Origin of the sequence: Cellulophaga sp. L1A9 (genome assembly GCF_009797025.1) — a bacterium.
Lineage (GTDB): Bacteria > Bacteroidota > Bacteroidia > Flavobacteriales > Flavobacteriaceae > Cellulophaga.
This window is the reverse complement of the sequence record NZ_CP047027.1, coordinates 4918156-4936793: the sequence shown is the minus strand read 5'-3', so window position 1 is coordinate 4936793 and position 18638 is coordinate 4918156. Positions and strand designations below refer to the sequence as shown.

Below are 18638 nucleotides of genomic sequence, written 5' to 3'. Positions count from 1 at the left end.
AAAATAATAGTAAAAGCAAATTTACAACTTTTTACCCTTTAGGTCTTTTTCTTTTTGCAGGCGTTCTCTTTCCTTATATTCTTTTAGTTCTGCATCAATAGCATCTAGATCTATGCCGTGTACATGTTTATCAAATAATTTTACGCGAATAAAATATACTATGGGTATGATAATCATACAGACGCCCAATAAATAAAGCAATTCGTTTTCGTCAACTTTTAAAGACTCACCATAAATAGAAGAAAATAATTGGAAAGCATACATGGCAATTGGGATTAAAATAGCATGGTACCACCAGTTTTTGCAAGTTATAAACCAAATAGTTAATAGGTATAATGGTATTATTTTATTTAAATAATACCAAACGGCAATTTTTATGTTACCATAACCATTTTGAGTTATTGGAACTCCTAAGAAATTCCAAGTTTTTATATCTGGGCTTGAAGGTAAATACTTGTAGCTGTAAAAGAATAAGACTGATAGTGAGATGAATAAAGCTAGCAAACCTTCGATTAGTAATTTTTTTCTAATTTTTTTTTTTTCGGTGCTCATAAATGTCTCTAGTACTAGGATAGTACTTTAAACTTTAAATATTTGAAAATATTGTATACAAAAAAGCAACTCAATAAAATTGAGTTGCTTTAACGAAATAATTTAATTTTTATCCTTGAGGAAGAATTTTGATTTCGGCCTTATCGACTGAGTTTATCTCATATAATTTATCATCATCAGTTGAACTTGTAGAAGTACAAGAAGATAATGCGAATAATGCGATTGCTGCGATTGCTAGGAGGGATTTTTTTGTGTTCATCGTAAAATAAATTTAGTTGGTTTTTATTTGATTTTGATTTAAATGTAAGAAAACACCTAATTAAATATCTTCTCACAATGTTAAATTAAGTATTTTAACATTAAAAACCTACACATTGTCGATAAAATTTTTTTTAACGGAAAAAACATAACAAAAACAAGGCCTAAGCGATGTACTTATTTTTTTGCATATTGGGCATGAGTATAGCGAAAGGTATTAAGACGGAATTTGAAGCATTCTGGTGCTTGTATCTAGTATAGAAATAGAGAGGTGAGTAGCATCTTCTGGAATTAAACTACCAATTTTGTCTGGCCATTCCATAAAAACCCAATGATTGGAATACAGGTAATCTTCCACGCCAAAATCTAAGGCTTCAGATTCGTCATTTAATCTGTAAAAATCAAAATGATACGCTAGAGTATTGTTTTGAGCATCACTATATTCATTGACAATTCCAAAAGTAGGACTGCTTGCTTCTCCATGGCCGCCAAGTTCTTTTACAATAGCTTTTATTAAAGTTGTTTTACCTGCACCCATTTCGCCATGAAAACATATTTTTTTTGAAGGCGAGTTTTCAATAATTAATTTCGCTATTTCTTTAATTTCCTCTTGTCTATATTCCTTATTCATATCATATTTTTAGAACATACAATTTTAAGGTATATATTTATGGCAAAAAAGTTCCCTATTGAAAATTATACCTAAGAAATTATTAAAGCTGAATTTACTTTTGGCTATTTTGGTATTTTGTTTACCGGTTTTACTGTATATATATTTATTGTTTCCAAGAACTACGATATTAGATTTATGGTTTTTTTCCTATGAAATTCAACATTTTAAAAATGCAGAATATTTAATCTATTTCTTATTTGGGAAATTTTATGTCATTGTAATACTTAGTATTTGGTTTCTAACAATATCAAATTGGTGGAGGTGTTTAATACTTCCAACAATCATTTATTTTGTATTTCAATTAAATCAAATTATTGTCCAAGAATTAGAGGTTGAACAGAACATTTATTTTGTGGGCTGTGGCTTAGGTGTTTGTTACAGTATTTTATTGCACCTTGTATATAGGAGATCTAAAATATTTAAAGTCACGTTTATTCAAATATTGACCTATGATATGTTAAAATTATTGAAAACTAATTTTAAAGAGAAAAGAATATTTGATTTAAAGAGCCGATGGCTCACTGATAAAGCAGCTAAAACAACTTCCATAAACGAGAAAAATACGCTTATTGAAGAAGTTAGGAAATTAGAAATGCATCTATTATACAATAATAAATTACCATTGTTTAAACATGGAAATAAATCAAACGGTAAAACAGGTTATTTTATAGCTGTTCTAGTGGTTTTAACTCCTTGTATGCTATATATCTATAATTTTATTCCTGATGATCTTGATGGAATTTTGCGATTAGGAACATTTCATTACAACACAGGGTTTGCGCATGTAAAACTCTTTGGGTATTATTTTTTTACTAAACTCTTCTATATAGTACTTTTGGCTACCTGGTTTTACACCACTAATAATATTTTGAAGTGGGGTATATTTATAAACCTAATTGTTGTGGTATTTCAAATGTTTACAATTTTAGATAATTCTAATACTAAATTAGATGAGCATGAGTTATTAACATCATTGCCCATAATGATTCCTGTAATACTGACTTTTATATTGTTAAACCAAATTATAAAATATAAGAGTAAGAACGATGTTTTAAATGAAGATATAGAAGAAGAGGTTCAGGAGGTACTAACACAACTTACTGTTTTGGGAAATAATGAGCATGGATTAATCAAAGAATTATTACTTCTCAGAAATGACAAGAATACTCTAGACAAAGAAGATTACTTTAGTCAGTTGAAAGCTTTAAAATCTAAACTTCAAAATAGCCTTGTTAATTAAATCAGTTTTTAAACTCTAATTTTATTTTGAATATAATCCCTAGAAATTTATTAAGATTAAACCTAATTATAGCGATAATAGTTTTTTCGCTTCCTTTATGGTTTTACACGTACTTATTAATTCCTAAAACATTATATGTTGACTTGTTTTTTTGGAAATATGAGATGCAGAGTTATTCTAGCTTTTACATATTCGTTTATATGATGATTCAGAAATTATACGTACTAGTTTTTATTAGTATTTGGTTCATTACAATATCTGATTGGTGGAAATATTCTTTAGTACCAATCATAATGAGTTTGGCTTATTTAATTTCAGATATGTTTTTCAGAGAGTCTGGATATACGCATATTTATTTTTTTGGGATTATGCTGGGATTGATTTATGTTTTATTTCTTAGTTTTTTAAGCAGGAAATATCAATTTAATGCCATTGAAAAAGTGAGGTTTTTGGTATTTGACATATCAAAACTTTTATTTTTAGGACTTCAGGAGAAGAAGATATATATAGAAAAGAAAGATAATTTTAATTCAGAAAAATTTGAAAGTATATCTAATATGCATCAAAATAGTTTGAATTTTAAAATAAAAAATTTGCAATCTTTTTTAAGGTATAAAAATAAATCAGTTTTAAATTTAAAGGAACGCAAAGAGTCATTTAATTTAGGCCTTGTAATTATAATTTTACTTTCTCCATTTTTATTTTTTATGCATTATTTAGCACCAGTCGATACATCAATTATACATATTGGATCATTCCAGTATGAAACTAAATATTTAGCATTAAGAATTTTTTTTTATTTTTTTAATACTAAGTTATTTAACTTAATTGTATTATCTGTGTGGTTCTTCACGACAAGAAATATTTTAAAGTATGGTATTTTTTTTAATGTTATCATTGCAGTTTTTCAGTTTGTTACGGTACTAGATAATACAGAGTCTAGAGCTGATGAGAGTGAGTTAATTACTGCACTTCCCATCATGATTCCAATTTTATTGACTTTTCTACTCTTACACAGGGTCATTAAATATAAAAGCAAGAACGATATTTTAAATGAAGAGATAGAAAAGGAGATTCAGGAAGTGATAACACAGCTTAATGCAGTGGAAAATAAGGAGAATGAACTCATTAAAGCATTGCTTCTTCTTAGAGGTAAGAAGAATATTCTAGATAAAGAAGATTACTTTAGTCAGTTGAAAGCTTTAAAATCTAAACTTCAAAATAGCCTTGTTAATTAAATCAGTTTTTAAACTCTAATTTTATTTTGAAAGTTCCTCAAAGAAGACATCTTAAACTGAACCTAATATGGGCGATTCTAGTATTTTGTTTGCCCTTACTGTTGTATGTTTATTTATTATTTCCAGAAGTAAAAGTATTTAATTTTTGGAATTTTACATGGGAGACAATAGAATACATTAATATATCTAATTTAATGTATTATATTTTTGTACCAGTTTATGTATTATGCTTTTTAAGTATTTGGTTTTTAGCTATAACAGATAATTGGTGTTATATGATCTTACCAAATATAATTTATTTTTGGTATCAAATTGTGGTAGCTGTTTCTAATGAGTTTGCAATAAGTTTTATTATATATGAATTAAGTATTTTACTAGGAATTTTTTACTGTCTATTCCTATATTTTTTGAAAGGTAGAATTAAATTGTCTTCATTACAGAACATAAGTCCGCAATCCTTTGATATAATAAAAATTCTTAATCACAGTATTAAGGAAAAGAGCGTTTTTAGTAATATGAGTGTTTTTAAAAAGCAGGAAATTATTGAAAGGAGTATAGGTATTAAAAATTTACATGAAAGGATAAAGCATTTAGAAACATTATTAAGCAATACTATTAAAGCCCCTTTTTTTCAAGGGGTAATTAAAGTAAATAAAAAGAGTAATTTCATTATAGGGACAATATTGTTAGTTGCTCCTTTTCTACTCTTTTTGTATAAATGGATTCCTTCTAATTCTAAAACTATTGATTTGTACATATTTTCTTATGAAACAAACTTTCCTAATGCAAAAATTTTCATGTACTTTTTTATGAATAAATTATATAATTTAATTTTACTCTCAGTTTGGTTTTTCACAACTAAGGGTATTCTTAAATACGGTATTTTTTTCAATATTATTATGGTCGTATTTCAAATTACTCAAGGTTTAAATAATACGGAATCTAAAGTCGATGAGAGTGAGTTAATTACTGCGCTTCCTATCATGATACCAATTTTATTAACCTTTCTACTGTTTCACAGGATCATTAAATATAAAAGTAAGAACGATATTTTAAATGAAGAGATAGAGGAGGAGATTCAGAAGGTGTTAACTGCAATCAATGCTATGGAACAAGATGAAAATAGCTTAGTTGCAGAATTAATTTCACTACGAGAAAATCAAGCAAAACTTTCTAAAGCAACATATCAAGAGGAACTTTTAAGAATAAAAGGTGCTATTGAACGAAAAATAGCGTCAGAATAACTTTTAAACATACCAATGGTCCTAATTCTACGTACATATAACAAAGTGTAGAATCCTTACCTATGAATTTGTATTTTAAAAAGAAGGTGGCTTTTCAGGTTATTGTTACTTTTTTTATTTTAATTCTTTGCATTTTTATGTATGCTTATCTTTTTTTTAAAGATATGGTCGTATGGAAAACACCTTTTTTTGAAATCACTCCAGTTTTTTTCGATAATATAGAATACAGTGTGTGGCATTATTTTTCGAAAATCCATCTAGCCCTTTTAGCTTCTTTTATTTTTTTAACGACAATTGATAGGTGGAAATATGCCTTGATAGTTTTTATTTTCATTGGTTATTATCAAGTTTGTGGAGCATTTAATGTAGTTGGTTACGGTGTAATTTTGTCGGAAAAATTACCTTTTGTAGTATTTCCTCTACATTTGGTGTTGCTTTTCTATATTGATAAAAAATTGAATAGGTACAGAATCGAAGCGACCAACGTTAAACAAATTAATATTCTAAAAGAGTTACTTAGTTTGCCGCAATACAAGGTCAAAAATGACACTATTCAAAGGAAGATTAACAATCAAGATATATTATTCAAAACTATATTTTCTTTAGACCGACGTTTGAAAGAATTACAGACCCTTTCTCATGATATTACGAGTAGGTATACAATATATATGGCTAGTGCAAATACGAAAAATATTTTTCTATTTTTCTTTATTCTTTTACTACCTCTACTTACTTTTTCTTTTAATTGGGTTCCGGTTACGGTAAATGAAGTAGCTTTTTTTAACGTAAAATTAAAAATTCCGGAAGGTGATTTTCAGACCTATGTATGGTTAATAAGTTTTAAGCTTACCGTATTTGTATTACTTTTTATATGGTTTGTAACGTCAAAACAACTTTGGAGGTATGCTGTGTTAATTCATTTAAGTGTAGTTGCACTACAGCTCTACCAAGTGATAATTGGCAGTGAAACAATATTTGATGAAGTAGAAATTTTTAATGCGATACCGGTAATAGTTCCTTTGTTGGTATTAATTCTCTTTTTAATAAAGTGGATCAATTACAAAACGAAGGCAGAGTATCTCAATGAAGTGGTGAATGAAAAAATGAATATAATTTTAGAGCTCATTGAAAAAAGTCAGTTGGGGGGAACTAAATTAATCCTCCAATTTCAAGACTTAAAATCCGAAAAGGAAACGATGAAAGAGGAGGATTATTTTGAACGATTAAATGAGCTTAAGAAAGCCATTGAAAATCAAGGCGTAATTTTATAGAAGACACTTAATTTTTGCCTTCCATTGCATTAATTTCGTCAGTTACATCTTTTAAAAGACTACGTAACTCTCTTTCTTGACGCTCTCTAATCTTACGCTCAATAATTTGCTCAATTTCCGACTGTTTTTCCTTCGGTAATTGGTTAAAATTTAAAGAATTTGCTTCGGATTTTAACATCTCTCCTTCGCCGGTTATTAACCAAACTAAGTTTAAATTAGGATAAGTGGCGACTATATTCTCTATAACGTCACTCCCTATTGAGGCATTGTTCTTTAGCATTCTTAATGTGTAACCATTACTTGCACCTATGGAAAGGTCAAATTGTCGGGCACTCATACCTGCATGCTTGATGAACTGCATCAATCTATCTACTGTTTTGAACATAACTATTGTTTTTAGTTGAAACTATAGTAAATATAGGTATTATTCGTTAAACAATGATGCGTAATTCCCCATTTATTAGATGAAATGCACTCTTTTCGTGTGTGTTACATAAATTGGTAGGAAATACGCTGTGAAATACTTCAGGGTAGATTCTATTCGTCAATGCCTAAATTAGGTTTTAGTTTAAAATCTACCTTGGTTCTAGTACTACAAACGGAATTATCATTTCTTCTAAAGATACCCCGCCATGTTGGTACGTATTTCTATAATAACTCACATAATGATTGTAGTTGTTCGGGTATGCAAAAAACAAATCATTCTTAGCAAATATAAAGGAGCTGCTCATGTTGATGGTCGGCAGAAATATAGCACTTGGTTTTGTTGCTTCGTACACTTCTTTTTTCTCGTAGGATAAACTTCGCCCCGTTTTATAGCGCAAATTTAGACTAGTGTCTTTATCACCAACAACCTTAGAGGGCTGTTTAACATTTATTGTTCCGTGGTCTGTAGTAATAATCAACTTTTGACCCATAGTCTGTGCTTGTTGGATGATTTCTAACAGAGGAGAGTTCTTAAACCAACTCTGAGTTAAAGACCTGTAAGCTTTGTCATTAGAGGCTAGTTCTTTAATTACTTCCATTTCTGTTTTTGAATGCGAAAGCATATCCACGAAATTGTAAACAATAACAGTTAGATCATTTTTTTTCTGAGTTTTGTAATTCTGAGACAGTTGTTTTCCTTGTCTTAGGCTGGTTATTTTATGATATTCCCAGGTTAAGTCTAAACCTAATCGCTTTAATTGTGTGCCTAGAAACTCTGCTTCAAATAAGTTTTTACCACCTTCATCTGTATCGTTTTTCCACCATTCAGGATATTTTTTTTCCATATCCAGAGGGGTTAAGCCAGAGAATATCGCATTTCTAGCATATTGCGTAGCTGTAGGTAGAATGCTAAAATAACTTGTTTCCTTTTTCTTTTTGAAAAAAGGAGTTACAGTATCTTCAAAGGCAAGCCATTGATCATAGCGTAAATTATCAACTACCACGAGTAGGGTAGGCTGGTCTTTTAATTCAGGTTTTACTAATTCTCTAAATACGGTATGTGACAAAACAGGTGCATCTTCATCTGTAAACCAATCTTCGTAATTTTTATCAATAAATTTTCCAAATTGATTATTTGCTTCAGATTTTTGAGATTCTAATATTTCAAACATGCTAGAATCTTCAATTTCTTCAAGGCGTAGTTCCCATGTAATTAATTTTTTATATAGATCGGTCCACTCCGTATAAGAATTTACCATCGATAAATCCATGGCTATTTTACGAAATTCTTGCTGATAATTTGCCGTTGTCTTTTCAGAAACCAATCTTGAATTGTCTAAACTTTTCTTCAGAGATAATAAAATTTGATTCGGATTGACGGGTTTAATTAGATAGTCTGCTATTTTAGATCCAATAGCTTCATCCATAATATATTCTTCTTCGCTTTTGGTAATCATAACCACAGGTAGCGTGGCATCTATATCTTTTAACTCTGTTAGCGTCTCTAATCCTGAGATTCCTGGCATGTTCTCGTCTAAGAAAACAATATCAAAACGCGTTTTTGCAACCTCCTCAAGTGCTTCTTGTCCGCTTTTACAGGTTACTACCTTATAATTTTTACTTTCTAAAAATAGAATGTGAGATTTTAATAAATCAATTTCATCATCTACCCAAAGTATCGTTATTTTATTCATGTATGTTGTATAAATCTATTTAAGGCCTTTTAGCCTTCTAATATTCTAGCTTTTTAATGGTATACTTAAAGTGCAATTGTATAACTTTGAAGCTAACAAATCTTTTTAATTTGATAAAGTTAAAGAAACTTGAAATTTTTAATGATCCAATTTACGGATTTATTAACATTCCCGACCCTTTAGTTTTTAGTTTGATAGCTGAACCTAGCTTTCAGCGCTTGCGTAGAATATCTCAAATGGGCATGTCTTATTTGGTGTATCCTGGTGCGCATCATACGCGTTTTCATCATGCTTTAGGGTGTATGCATCTTATGCAAGAAGCTGTTCAAACACTACGTACTAAGGATATTGAAATTTCTAAAGAGGAAGAGCAGGGCTTACTTTGTGCAATTTTATTACACGATATAGGTCATGGTCCTTTTTCACATGCTATGGAACATAGTATTGTAGAAGGAGTAAGTCATGAATATATTTCCTTAAAGTTTATGGAATCTTTAAATGAGAAATTTAAAGGTAAATTAACTATAGCTATAGCTATTTTTAAAGGAGAATATCCTAAGAAATTTTTAAATCAACTAGTATCCAGTCAGTTAGATATGGATCGTCTTGATTATTTAAAAAGAGATAGTTTTTATACAGGGGTGGCAGAAGGGAATATTAATTCCGAACGATTAATTACCATGTTAAATGTTGTTAATAACGAGCTTGTGGTAGAGCGAAAAGGAATTTACTCTGTAGAGAAATTTCTAATGGCCCGCAGGTTTATGTATTGGCAAGTGTATTTGCATAAAACAGGGCTGGTTGCAGAACAGTTGCTTATTAGTATTTTAAAACGAGCAAAAGAATTGCTGGTCAGAGGTGAGAAGCTGCATTGTAGTGAAGCTCTTATGTTTTTTATGACCAATAAAATAGGAAAAGATAATTTTACAGAAGCGGTATTAAATCGTTTTGCCGCTTTAGATGATGTGGATATTCTTTCGGCGATAAAAGAATGGCAGAATTCGTCAGATTTTACACTTTCTAAGCTTTCTGGGATGATTTTGAATAGAGAATTATTGCAAATTAAGATTAAAAGTAACCCGATTGATCCAAAAAAAATCAAAAAACAGCGTGCTATATTTATGAAGGCTTACAACCTAAATGAACAAGATGTAAATTATTTTGTTTTCTCTGGAATCGTCCAAAATCAGACCTATGATTCTAAAAAACAAAATATTAAAATAATAAATGATAACGGAAAAGTAATCGATGTAGTGAAGGCTTCTGATCAATTAAATTTGAAATCAGTTTCTAAAATTACTACCAAATATTATATCTGTTATCCTAAACTTACTGTTTAACTATTTTTGTTACTTTTGCCTTTATGAAATTTACAGCAAGTCAAATTGCAGGTATTTTGGAGGGAGAACTGGAAGGTAATCCTGATATCGCTGTTGATAGATTGGCTAAAATCGAAGAAGGAGAACTAGGATCTCTTACTTTTTTAGCAAATCCGAAATATACGCAACATATATATACTACTAAATCTTCGATAACAATCGTAAATAGAGATTTTGTAGCTGAGCATGATTTATCAACTACACTTATTAAGGTAGATGATGCCTATGAGGCATTCTCAACGTTATTAGAATATTACAATCAAGTAAAAAATAATAAAACAGGTATAGAGAGTCCGTCTTTTATAGCAGAATCCACTACGTACGGAGAAGACTGTTATGTAGGTGCTTTCGCCTATATAGGAGAAAACGTTACATTAGGTAATAAAGTAAAGATATATCCTAATGTTTATGTTGGAGACAATGTACGTTTAGGAGATAATGTTATCATTTTTGCGGGAGCTAAAATATATTCAGAATCTATTATTGGTAATAATTGCGTAATCCATAGTGGTGTAATTGTGGGGTCAGACGGATTTGGTTTTACGCCCAATACAGAAGGAGAGTACCGAAAAGTACCGCAAACGGGTAATGTAATTATTGAAGATAACGTAGATATTGGTGCAGGAACCACTATTGATAGAGCGACGCTAGGATCTACAGTGATAAGAAAAGGCGTAAAGCTAGACAATCAAATACAGATTGCACATAATGTAGAAATTGGAGAGCATACCGTGATTGCTGCACAAACAGGGGTTGCAGGTTCTACCAAGATAGGAAAACACTGCATGATTGGTGGTCAAGTAGGGATAGTTGGGCATATAACCATTGGAGATAATGTGCGTATTCAAGCACAGTCTGGTATCGGAAGAAATATAAAGAATGGAGAAATAATACAAGGTTCACCTGCATTGACTTATGGTGATTACAATAAGTCTTATGTGCATTTTAAAAATTTACCGAAGATTATTAATAGGATTAACGAATTAGAAAAAAAGATTGGCCGTGAGCAATAAACAACGAACAATTGGCAAAGAGGTTACTTTATCTGGTGTAGGATTACATACAGGAGAGAACGTTACAATGAAATTAGTACCTGCGCCTGAAAATCATGGGTATGCTTTTAAACGAACAGATTTGGAAGGAGAACCTATTATTGAGGCAGATGCAACCTACGTTGTAAATACTCAAAGAGGAACCAATTTAGAAAAAAGAGGCGTAAAGATTCAAACTTCTGAGCATGTTCTTGCAGCATTAGTAGGTCTGGAGATAGACAACGTATTAATAGAGTTAAATGCTCCAGAACCACCAATTATGGATGGTTCGTCTAAGTTTTTCGTAGAAGCACTTGAAGAAGCGGGAATAGTTGAGCAAGAGGCTGAAAGAGAAATATACGTAGTTAAAGAAGTGATTTCGTATAAGGATGAAGCTACTGGAAGCGAAATAACTATAATACCATCAGACGACTATCAAATTACTACTATGGTAGATTTTGGGACTAAAGTTTTAGGAACTCAAAATGCAACGTTAAATAAGCTATCAGATTTTAAAGCAGAAATTTCTGAGGCTAGAACGTTTAGCTTTCTACATGAATTAGAAATGCTTTTGGATCATGGATTAATAAAAGGTGGCGATCTAAACAATGCCATCGTTTATGTAGATAAAGAAATCTCAGAAGAGACCATGAAAAAGCTTGAAAAAGCTTTTAATAAAAAGAAGTTATCTATTAAGCCAAACGGAATTTTAGACAACTTGACCTTGCATCATCCTAATGAAGCAGCGCGTCATAAATTACTAGATGTTATAGGAGATGTGGCTTTAGCAGGGACACGTATTCGAGGTAAAATCATTGCAAATAAACCTGGTCACTTTGTAAATACGCAGTTTGCAAAAAAACTGTCGAAAATTATAAAATTAGAAAAACGCAATAAGGTTCCACAATATGATTTGAATAAGCCACCTTTGATGGATATTCATCAAATTATGGATGTATTGCCTCATAGGCCTCCATTTTTGTTGATCGATCGTATTTTAGAGCTTTCAGATACGCATGTGGTAGGTATGAAAAATGTAACCATGAATGAAAATTTCTTTATGGGACATTTTCCAGGAGCTCCCGTAATGCCTGGTGTATTACAAGTAGAAGCTATGGCTCAAACAGGAGGTATCTTAGTGTTAAGCACAGTTCCGGATCCAGAAAATTATTTAACTTTTTTCATGAAGATGGATAATGTTAAATTCAAACAAAAAGTACTTCCAGGTGATACATTAACATTTCACTGTAGCCTTATTACGCCAATAAGAAGAGGTATATGTCACATGCAAGCGTATGCTTATGCAAATAATAAGTTGGTATGTGAAGCAGAATTAATGGCGCAAATAGCTAAAAAGAAATAGAATGAATCAACCACTGGCATATATTCATCCAGGAGCAAAAATAGCTAAAAACGTAGTAGTAGAACCCTTTACAACGATACACAATAATGTAATTATTGGAGATGGTACTTGGATAGGTTCAAATGTTACTATTATGGAAGGTGCAAGAATCGGAAAAAATTGTAATATTTTTCCTGGTGCTGTAATTTCCGCACCACCTCAAGATTTAAAATATCAAGGAGAAGAAACTACTGTTATCATAGGAGATAACACAACTATTAGAGAATGTGCAACCATTCATAAAGGAACTTCTGACCGTATGAAAACGGTTATTGGAAAAAACTGTCTGATCATGGCGTATTGCCATGTTGCCCACGATTGTTTGGTTGGAGATAATTGTATCTTTTCAAATAACTCTACGTTGGCGGGTCATGTAACGATTGGCGATAATGTTATTTTAGCAGGCTTGGTAGCAGTACATCAATTTGTATCTATTGGGCAACATGCTTTTGTTACAGGTGGGTCTTTAGTTCGTAAAGATGTTCCTCCATATGTAAAAGCAGCACGTGAGCCACTTTCATATGTAGGTATAAACTCTGTTGGATTAAGAAGAAGAGGAATTCCTTCTGAAAAAATTAGAGAGGTACAAAATATCTATAGAATTTTATACCAGAAAAACTATAATAATTCTCAAGCAGTTCAAATTATTGAAGCGGAAATGGAAGCGACTCCAGAGCGTGATGAAATTCTTCAGTTTATTAGAGATTCTCAACGTGGAATAATGAAAGGTTATTTTAGTAATAATTAACCTAACTTCCAATTTATAAAAGTAAATTTAAACGTTAGTGATGATATTTTAGTTGATTAACTACGAATCATACACCAACAATTAGTACTATAATTATGGCATCAACATCAGATATTAGAAAAGGACTTTGTATTCGTTACAATAACGATATTTTCAAAATTATTGAGTTTTTACATGTAAAGCCAGGAAAAGGTCCGGCATTTGTTCGTACAAAATTAAAAAGTGTTACCTCAGGTAAAGTTTTAGATAATACATTTTCTGGAGGTAGTAAAATTGAAGATGTTCGTGTTGAAACGCGTTCGTATCAATATTTATACCCTGAAGGGCAAACGTATCATTTTATGAATACGCAAGATTATAATCAAATTACACTTGAAGAAAGTGCATTAGATTCTCCTGGACTTTTAAAAGAAGGAGAAATAGTTACTATTCTCTTCAATACAGAAGATAGCATGCCTTTATCTGTAGATATGCCGGCAAGTGTGGTGTTAGAAGTAACGTATACGGAGCCAGGTGTTAAAGGCAATACAGCAACGAATGCTACTAAACCTGCAAAAGTGGAAACTGGTGCAGAGGTAAATGTTCCTTTGTTTATTAATGAAGGAGATAAAATTAAAGTAGATACTACTTCAGGTTCTTATATGGAACGTGTTAAAGAATAATAGAAGTTAAGCGAGTATATAAATGAAGTTTCCTATTGCGTATAGTTTAGAGCAAATTGCCAGTATTATTCAATCTGAATTTGTGGGTGATGCTGATTTTCAGGTTTTGGGAATGAACGAAATTCATGTGGTAGAATCAGGTGATATTGTTTTTGTAGATCATCCAAAGTATTATGATAAGGCTTTAAAATCTAAGGCAACTACAATTTTAATAAATAAAAAAGTAGACTGTCCCGAAGGAAAAGCTTTGTTGATTTCAGAGGATCCTTTTAGGGACTTCAATAAACTTACCGCTTTTTTTAAACCATTTAAGAAAACCTCTCATAGTATTTCTTCCACCGCTAAAATAGGGAAAGACACGGTTATTCAGCCAAATACATTTATTGGTAATGAAGTTGTTATTGGAGATAATTGTAGAATACACTCCAATGTGTCTATTTATGACCATTGTGTAATTGGTAATAATGTAACCATTCATGCGGGGACTGTTTTAGGATCAGATGCATTCTATTATAAAAATAGACCAGAAGGCTTTGATAAATTAGTATCTGGTGGGCGTGTTGTTATTGAAGATCATGTAGATATCGGAGCACTTTGCACTTTAGATAGGGGTGTTACAGGAGATACGAGAGTAAAGAAAGGAACTAAAATTGATAATCAGGTTCATGTTGGTCATGATACCGTTATTGGTGAAAAGTGTCTAATAGCATCGCAAACGGGTATTGCTGGTTGTGTAATTATTGAAGATGAAGTTACCCTTTGGGGGCAAGTTGGGGTGATAAGTGCGATCACTATTGGGAAAAAAGCAGTAGTTTTAGCGCAATCAGGAGTTTCAAAATCTCTTGAAGGAAATGCTGTTTATTTTGGGAGTCCTGCTGAAGAAGCACGTGAAAAAATGAAGCAAATGGCTTGGATTAAACAAATTCCGAACATAATAAAAAAATAGAAGCACAAATAAGCTAAGGAAATACTTTATAAATTGTTTTCAATGCCATATTTTTGCATAGCAATAAATTAATATAGATATAAAATGAGTGTTTTAGTCAATAAAGATTCCAAAATAATTGTACAAGGTTTTACAGGTAGTGAAGGTACCTTTCACGCAGGTCAAATGATTGATTACGGTACGAACATCGTTGGTGGTGTTACTCCAGGTAAAGGCGGGCAAGAACATTTAGGAAAGCCGGTTTTTAATACTGTTCATGAAGCTGTTGAAAAAGTTGGAGCAGACACGACTATTATATTTGTTCCGCCAGCTTTCGCTGCAGATGCAATTATGGAAGCTGCTAATGCAGGTATTAAAGTAATTATTACAATTACTGAAGGTATTCCTGTAGCTGATATGGTAAAAGCAGCAAACTATATTAAAGATATGGATTGTCGCTTAATTGGCCCTAACTGTCCAGGTGTTATTACTCCAGGTGAAGCTAAAGTTGGTATTATGCCAGGTTTTGTTTTCAAAAAAGGGAATGTTGGTATTGTTTCTAAATCAGGAACATTAACCTATGAAGCGGCTGATCAAGTAGTGCGTCAAGGTTTAGGTATTACAACGGCTATCGGTATTGGTGGTGATCCAATTATTGGAACAACAACAAAAGAAGCGGTGGAAATGTTAATCAATGATCCAGAAACAGAATGTGTGGTTATGATTGGTGAAATTGGAGGTCAATTAGAGCCAGATGCTGCAAGATGGTACAAAGCAAGTGGTAGTAAAAAACCAATTGTAGGCTTTATTGCAGGTGAAACTGCTCCTGCTGGTAGAACAATGGGTCATGCTGGTGCAATTGTTGGCGGTAGTGATGATACTGCTCAAGCTAAAAAACGCATCATGCGTGAGTGTGGTATTCACGTGGTGGAGTCTCCAGCTGAAATTGGATTGAAAGTTAAAGAAGTAATGGGATAATTGTCTAACAATTAATTCAAAGTATATAAGCTTAAAAAATCCCGTTTATTCTGAATAATTTTCAGTTTAAACGGGATTTTAGCTATCTATATATCAAACAAAAGGTATATTTGAATAACAACTGAACAAATCGAACAAAAATGAAGTTATTAGAAGGTAAAAACGTAATAATTACAGGTGCAAGTAGAGGTATTGGTACCGGTATTGCTCAAGTTTTTGCAGACCATGGAGCTAATGTGGCTTTTACATACAGTTCTAGTGAGGCGCCAGCTTTAGCATTAGAAAAAGAACTAACGGCTAAAGGTGTAAAAGCAAAAGCATATAAAAGTAATGCTGCTAGTTTTAGTGATTCAGAAGCATTGGTGGCTAAAGTTTTAGAAGATTTTGGCGGATCAATAGATGTTTTGATTAACAATGCTGGGATTACAAAAGATAACCTTCTAATGCGTATGTCTGAAGATGATTTTGATAAAGTAATTGAGATTAATCTAAAGTCGGTTTTTAATATGACTAAAGCGGTTCAACGCACCATGTTAAAACAACGTAAAGGTTCTATTATAAATATGAGTAGTGTGGTTGGTGTTAAGGGTAACGCAGGTCAAACCAACTACGCAGCATCAAAAGCGGGTATGATCGGCTTTACAAAATCTATAGCACTAGAATTAGGTTCTAGAAATATTCGTTGTAATGCTATTGCTCCAGGGTTTATTGAAACAGAAATGACAGATAAACTTGATGCAAAAGTTGTGCAAGGATGGAGAGATGGTATTCCTTTAAAAAGAGGCGGAAGTCCAGAAGATATTGCAAATGCTTGTTTGTTCTTTGCTTCAGATTTATCTGCATACGTAACTGGTCAAGTGTTAAATGTTGATGGAGGAATGCTAACTTAGTAGTAACTAAAACTATGCAAATTCAGACTATCCTTTTTTTAATTGCAGCAGCTTTTGTTGCTATAGGAATAGTCCTTTTTCAATATTATTACAAAAATAAAAAGAGAGGAAAACGAATTGTTTTGCTCTCTTTTTTACGTTTTACAGCATTGTTTTCTCTTTTTTTACTACTTATTAATCCAAAATTTGTAAAAACGGAATATGTATTAGAAAAAACTAATTTAGTGGTCGTTGCTGATAATTCTAGTTCAATGGCAGCCAATTCAGCGGAATTAGTTGCATTTTTAGACCAAATTAAATCAAATAAAACACTAACTGATAAATTTAAAATTGATTATTACAGATTTGGTAATCAGTTTCAAGCACTTGATTCATTAAGCTTCTTTGAAACGAATACGAACATTGCGAAAGCGTTGAAATCTGTATCCGGAATTTACAACCAGAAAAATACAGTTGGAGTATTACTTTCAGATGGGAATCAAACCATAGGGCAGGACTATGAGTTCTATGGCGATAAAATTAATATTCCTTTTTATTCCGTAGTTTTTGGGGATACTACAAAGTATGAAGACATTAAAATTAATCAGGTAAATACAAATAAATTTGCCTTCTTAAAAAACAAATTTCCAATTGAATGCTATATAGCTTATGATGGAGAAAAAAACGTTAGTGTTCCTGTCTCTATTACTGTAGATGGGAAAACAGTATTTAAAGAGCAGGTACAGTTCTCTAACGACATACAATCAAAACGTATACATACCTTTTTAAATGCAGATGCCATTGGTGTGAAAACCATTGACATTACTGTAGGGGCCTTGAAAAACGAAAGAAATATAATAAACAATAGGAAATCTATTGCAGTTGAAGTAATTGATGAAAAGACGAATGTAACGATAGTTTCAGCTGTTATGCATCCTGATTTAGGAGCTTTGAAAAAAGCAATAGAAACTAATGAGCAGAGGTCCGTGACCATTGTAAAACCTTCTGTGTCTAAAGAAATATTAGAAGAGACCGATGTTTTTATCTGCTATCAGCCAGATGTGAATTTTAAGGCTGTTTACTCTTTTATTATGGATTCTTATTCTAATTACTTTACAGTTGTGGGAACCAAGACAGATCTGAATTTCCTTAATTCGTTGGGCTTGGGTTATAGAATTGAAACGGGATACCCTATTCAAGAAGTGTTAGGGAAAGTAAACCCTTCCTTTTCTAAATATGATATATCGTCCAGTGACTTTACGGATTACCCACCTTTAACAAGCAATTCAGGTGCAATTACTTTTTCCGGAACTCATGATGCATTGCTGCAAAGGAATATAAGGGGAGTAGATTTAAATAATCCCCTTTTGGCAATTTCTGAAAATAAGGGTCAAAAAACAGCTGTTTTACTTGGGGAGAATATTTGGAAATGGCGTTTGAAGAATTATGTGAACCTTGAAAATTTCGAAAATTTCGATACTTTTTTAGGTAAACTCATGCTTTATTTGTCTAATAATACAAAAAAAGAGCGTTTGTCAATTGATTATAAGTCGGTTTATGAAAATTTAGGGTTGGCAAAAGTTACGGCTACCTATTCTGATGAGACTTATGTATTTGATGCCAAGGCAAATCTTTTTATACAAATTGCTGGAGGAGTAAAGATTCCAATGCTGTTAAAAACCAATTATTTTGAAGCAGATCTAAGTGATTTGAAACCGGGTACTTATTCCTTTAAGATAGGGGTAGAAGGGAAGTCAATTTTAAAATCTGGTAAATTTACTGTTTTAGATTATGATGTAGAGCAACAGTTCTTTTCATCGAATTATCAGAAAATGGAAAATTTTTCTACAGCAACTAACGCATCACTTTTGTATCCTAATCAATTTACGCAGCTTTTAAAGGTGCTTGATGCGGATAAACGCTTTCTTCCAACCCAGAAAAGCGTAGAAAATGTCGTATCTTTGATAGACTTTAAAATCCTTCTAGGGCTTATTATTATAGCACTTTCATTAGAATGGTTCATCAGAAAATATAACGGATTAATTTAA

Annotated in this window: 17 protein-coding genes; 13 read left to right on the top strand and 4 right to left on the bottom strand. The window is 31.8% G+C overall.

All coding sequences use genetic code 11. The features are described 5' to 3' along the window. Window positions 1-21 precede the first annotated feature (21 nt). On the bottom strand, window positions 22-552 hold the full coding sequence (locus GQR94_RS21780) for a hypothetical protein (RefSeq protein ID WP_158979194.1): 531 nt from the start codon (window positions 550-552) through the stop codon (window positions 22-24). Between the two features lie 475 nt (window positions 553-1027). Beyond that, window positions 1028-1441: a tRNA (adenosine(37)-N6)-threonylcarbamoyltransferase complex ATPase subunit type 1 TsaE gene (gene tsaE / locus GQR94_RS21775; protein ID WP_158979192.1), complete on the bottom strand. Its 414-nt coding sequence runs from the start codon at window positions 1439-1441 to the stop codon at window positions 1028-1030. A gap of 508 nt (window positions 1442-1949) precedes the next feature. Between tsaE and GQR94_RS21770 the strand changes: the two genes are divergently transcribed. The 4 genes from GQR94_RS21770 (at window position 1950) to GQR94_RS21755 (ending at window position 6476) form a co-directional block, all read left to right on the top strand. Then, window positions 1950-2723 carry a hypothetical protein gene (locus GQR94_RS21770; protein ID WP_158979190.1) on the top strand — a complete coding sequence of 258 codons (774 nt, stop codon included), beginning with the start codon at window positions 1950-1952 and terminating at the stop codon, window positions 2721-2723. 200 nt (window positions 2724-2923) lie between these two features. Next, the gene (locus GQR94_RS21765) at window positions 2924-3961 is read left to right on the top strand and encodes a hypothetical protein (RefSeq protein WP_158979188.1); all 1038 of its coding nucleotides are present in this window, start codon (window positions 2924-2926) and stop codon (window positions 3959-3961) included. A 425-nt stretch (window positions 3962-4386) separates the two neighbouring features. Beyond that, on the top strand, window positions 4387-5205 hold the full coding sequence (locus GQR94_RS21760) for a hypothetical protein (RefSeq protein ID WP_158979186.1): 819 nt from the start codon (window positions 4387-4389) through the stop codon (window positions 5203-5205). Window positions 5206-5267: 62 nt separating this feature from the next. After that, entirely contained in the window at window positions 5268-6476 is a 1209-nt protein-coding gene (locus tag GQR94_RS21755; RefSeq protein ID WP_158979184.1) for a hypothetical protein, read from the top strand. Window positions 6477-6483: 7 nt separating this feature from the next. Here the strand turns inward: GQR94_RS21755 and GQR94_RS21750 are convergent, their stop codons facing one another. Further along, a complete protein-coding gene (locus GQR94_RS21750; protein WP_158979182.1) occupies window positions 6484-6861 on the bottom strand; it encodes a hypothetical protein in 378 nt (125 codons plus the stop codon). 190 nt (window positions 6862-7051) lie between these two features. Beyond that, window positions 7052-8596, bottom strand: coding sequence for a bifunctional response regulator/alkaline phosphatase family protein (locus GQR94_RS21745; RefSeq protein ID WP_158979180.1), 1545 nt, complete (start codon window positions 8594-8596; stop codon window positions 7052-7054). Window positions 8597-8706: 110 nt separating this feature from the next. Here GQR94_RS21745 and GQR94_RS21740 point away from each other — a divergent pair, with 110 nt between their 5' ends. From GQR94_RS21740 to GQR94_RS21700, 9 genes are all read left to right on the top strand, one after another. Next, window positions 8707-9936 (top strand): HD domain-containing protein, encoded by a 1230-nt coding sequence (locus GQR94_RS21740; RefSeq protein ID WP_158979178.1) that lies wholly within the window; start codon window positions 8707-8709, stop codon window positions 9934-9936. A 23-nt stretch (window positions 9937-9959) separates the two neighbouring features. Beyond that, window positions 9960-10988, top strand: coding sequence for a UDP-3-O-(3-hydroxymyristoyl)glucosamine N-acyltransferase (gene lpxD, locus GQR94_RS21735; protein WP_158979176.1), 1029 nt, complete (start codon window positions 9960-9962; stop codon window positions 10986-10988). After that, a complete protein-coding gene (locus GQR94_RS21730) occupies window positions 10978-12369 on the top strand; it encodes a bifunctional UDP-3-O-[3-hydroxymyristoyl] N-acetylglucosamine deacetylase/3-hydroxyacyl-ACP dehydratase (RefSeq protein ID WP_158979174.1) in 1392 nt (463 codons plus the stop codon). Before lpxD ends, GQR94_RS21730 begins: the two co-directional genes overlap by 11 nt. Window position 12370: 1 nt before the next feature. Then, window positions 12371-13156, top strand: coding sequence for an acyl-ACP--UDP-N-acetylglucosamine O-acyltransferase (gene lpxA / locus GQR94_RS21725; RefSeq protein ID WP_158979172.1), 786 nt, complete (start codon window positions 12371-12373; stop codon window positions 13154-13156). 95 nt (window positions 13157-13251) lie between these two features. Further along, the gene (efp, locus tag GQR94_RS21720) at window positions 13252-13818 is read left to right on the top strand and encodes an elongation factor P (RefSeq protein WP_158979170.1); all 567 of its coding nucleotides are present in this window, start codon (window positions 13252-13254) and stop codon (window positions 13816-13818) included. A 22-nt stretch (window positions 13819-13840) separates the two neighbouring features. Beyond that, the gene (locus GQR94_RS21715; protein WP_158979169.1) at window positions 13841-14764 is read left to right on the top strand and encodes a UDP-3-O-(3-hydroxymyristoyl)glucosamine N-acyltransferase; all 924 of its coding nucleotides are present in this window, start codon (window positions 13841-13843) and stop codon (window positions 14762-14764) included. Between the two features lie 84 nt (window positions 14765-14848). Beyond that, window positions 14849-15721 (top strand): succinate--CoA ligase subunit alpha, encoded by an 873-nt coding sequence (gene sucD, locus GQR94_RS21710; protein ID WP_158979167.1) that lies wholly within the window; start codon window positions 14849-14851, stop codon window positions 15719-15721. Between the two features lie 140 nt (window positions 15722-15861). Beyond that, window positions 15862-16611: a 3-oxoacyl-[acyl-carrier-protein] reductase gene (fabG, locus tag GQR94_RS21705; RefSeq protein ID WP_158979165.1), complete on the top strand. Its 750-nt coding sequence runs from the start codon at window positions 15862-15864 to the stop codon at window positions 16609-16611. A gap of 14 nt (window positions 16612-16625) precedes the next feature. Then, window positions 16626-18638 carry a VWA domain-containing protein gene (locus GQR94_RS21700; RefSeq protein WP_158979163.1) on the top strand — a complete coding sequence of 671 codons (2013 nt, stop codon included), beginning with the start codon at window positions 16626-16628 and terminating at the stop codon, window positions 18636-18638.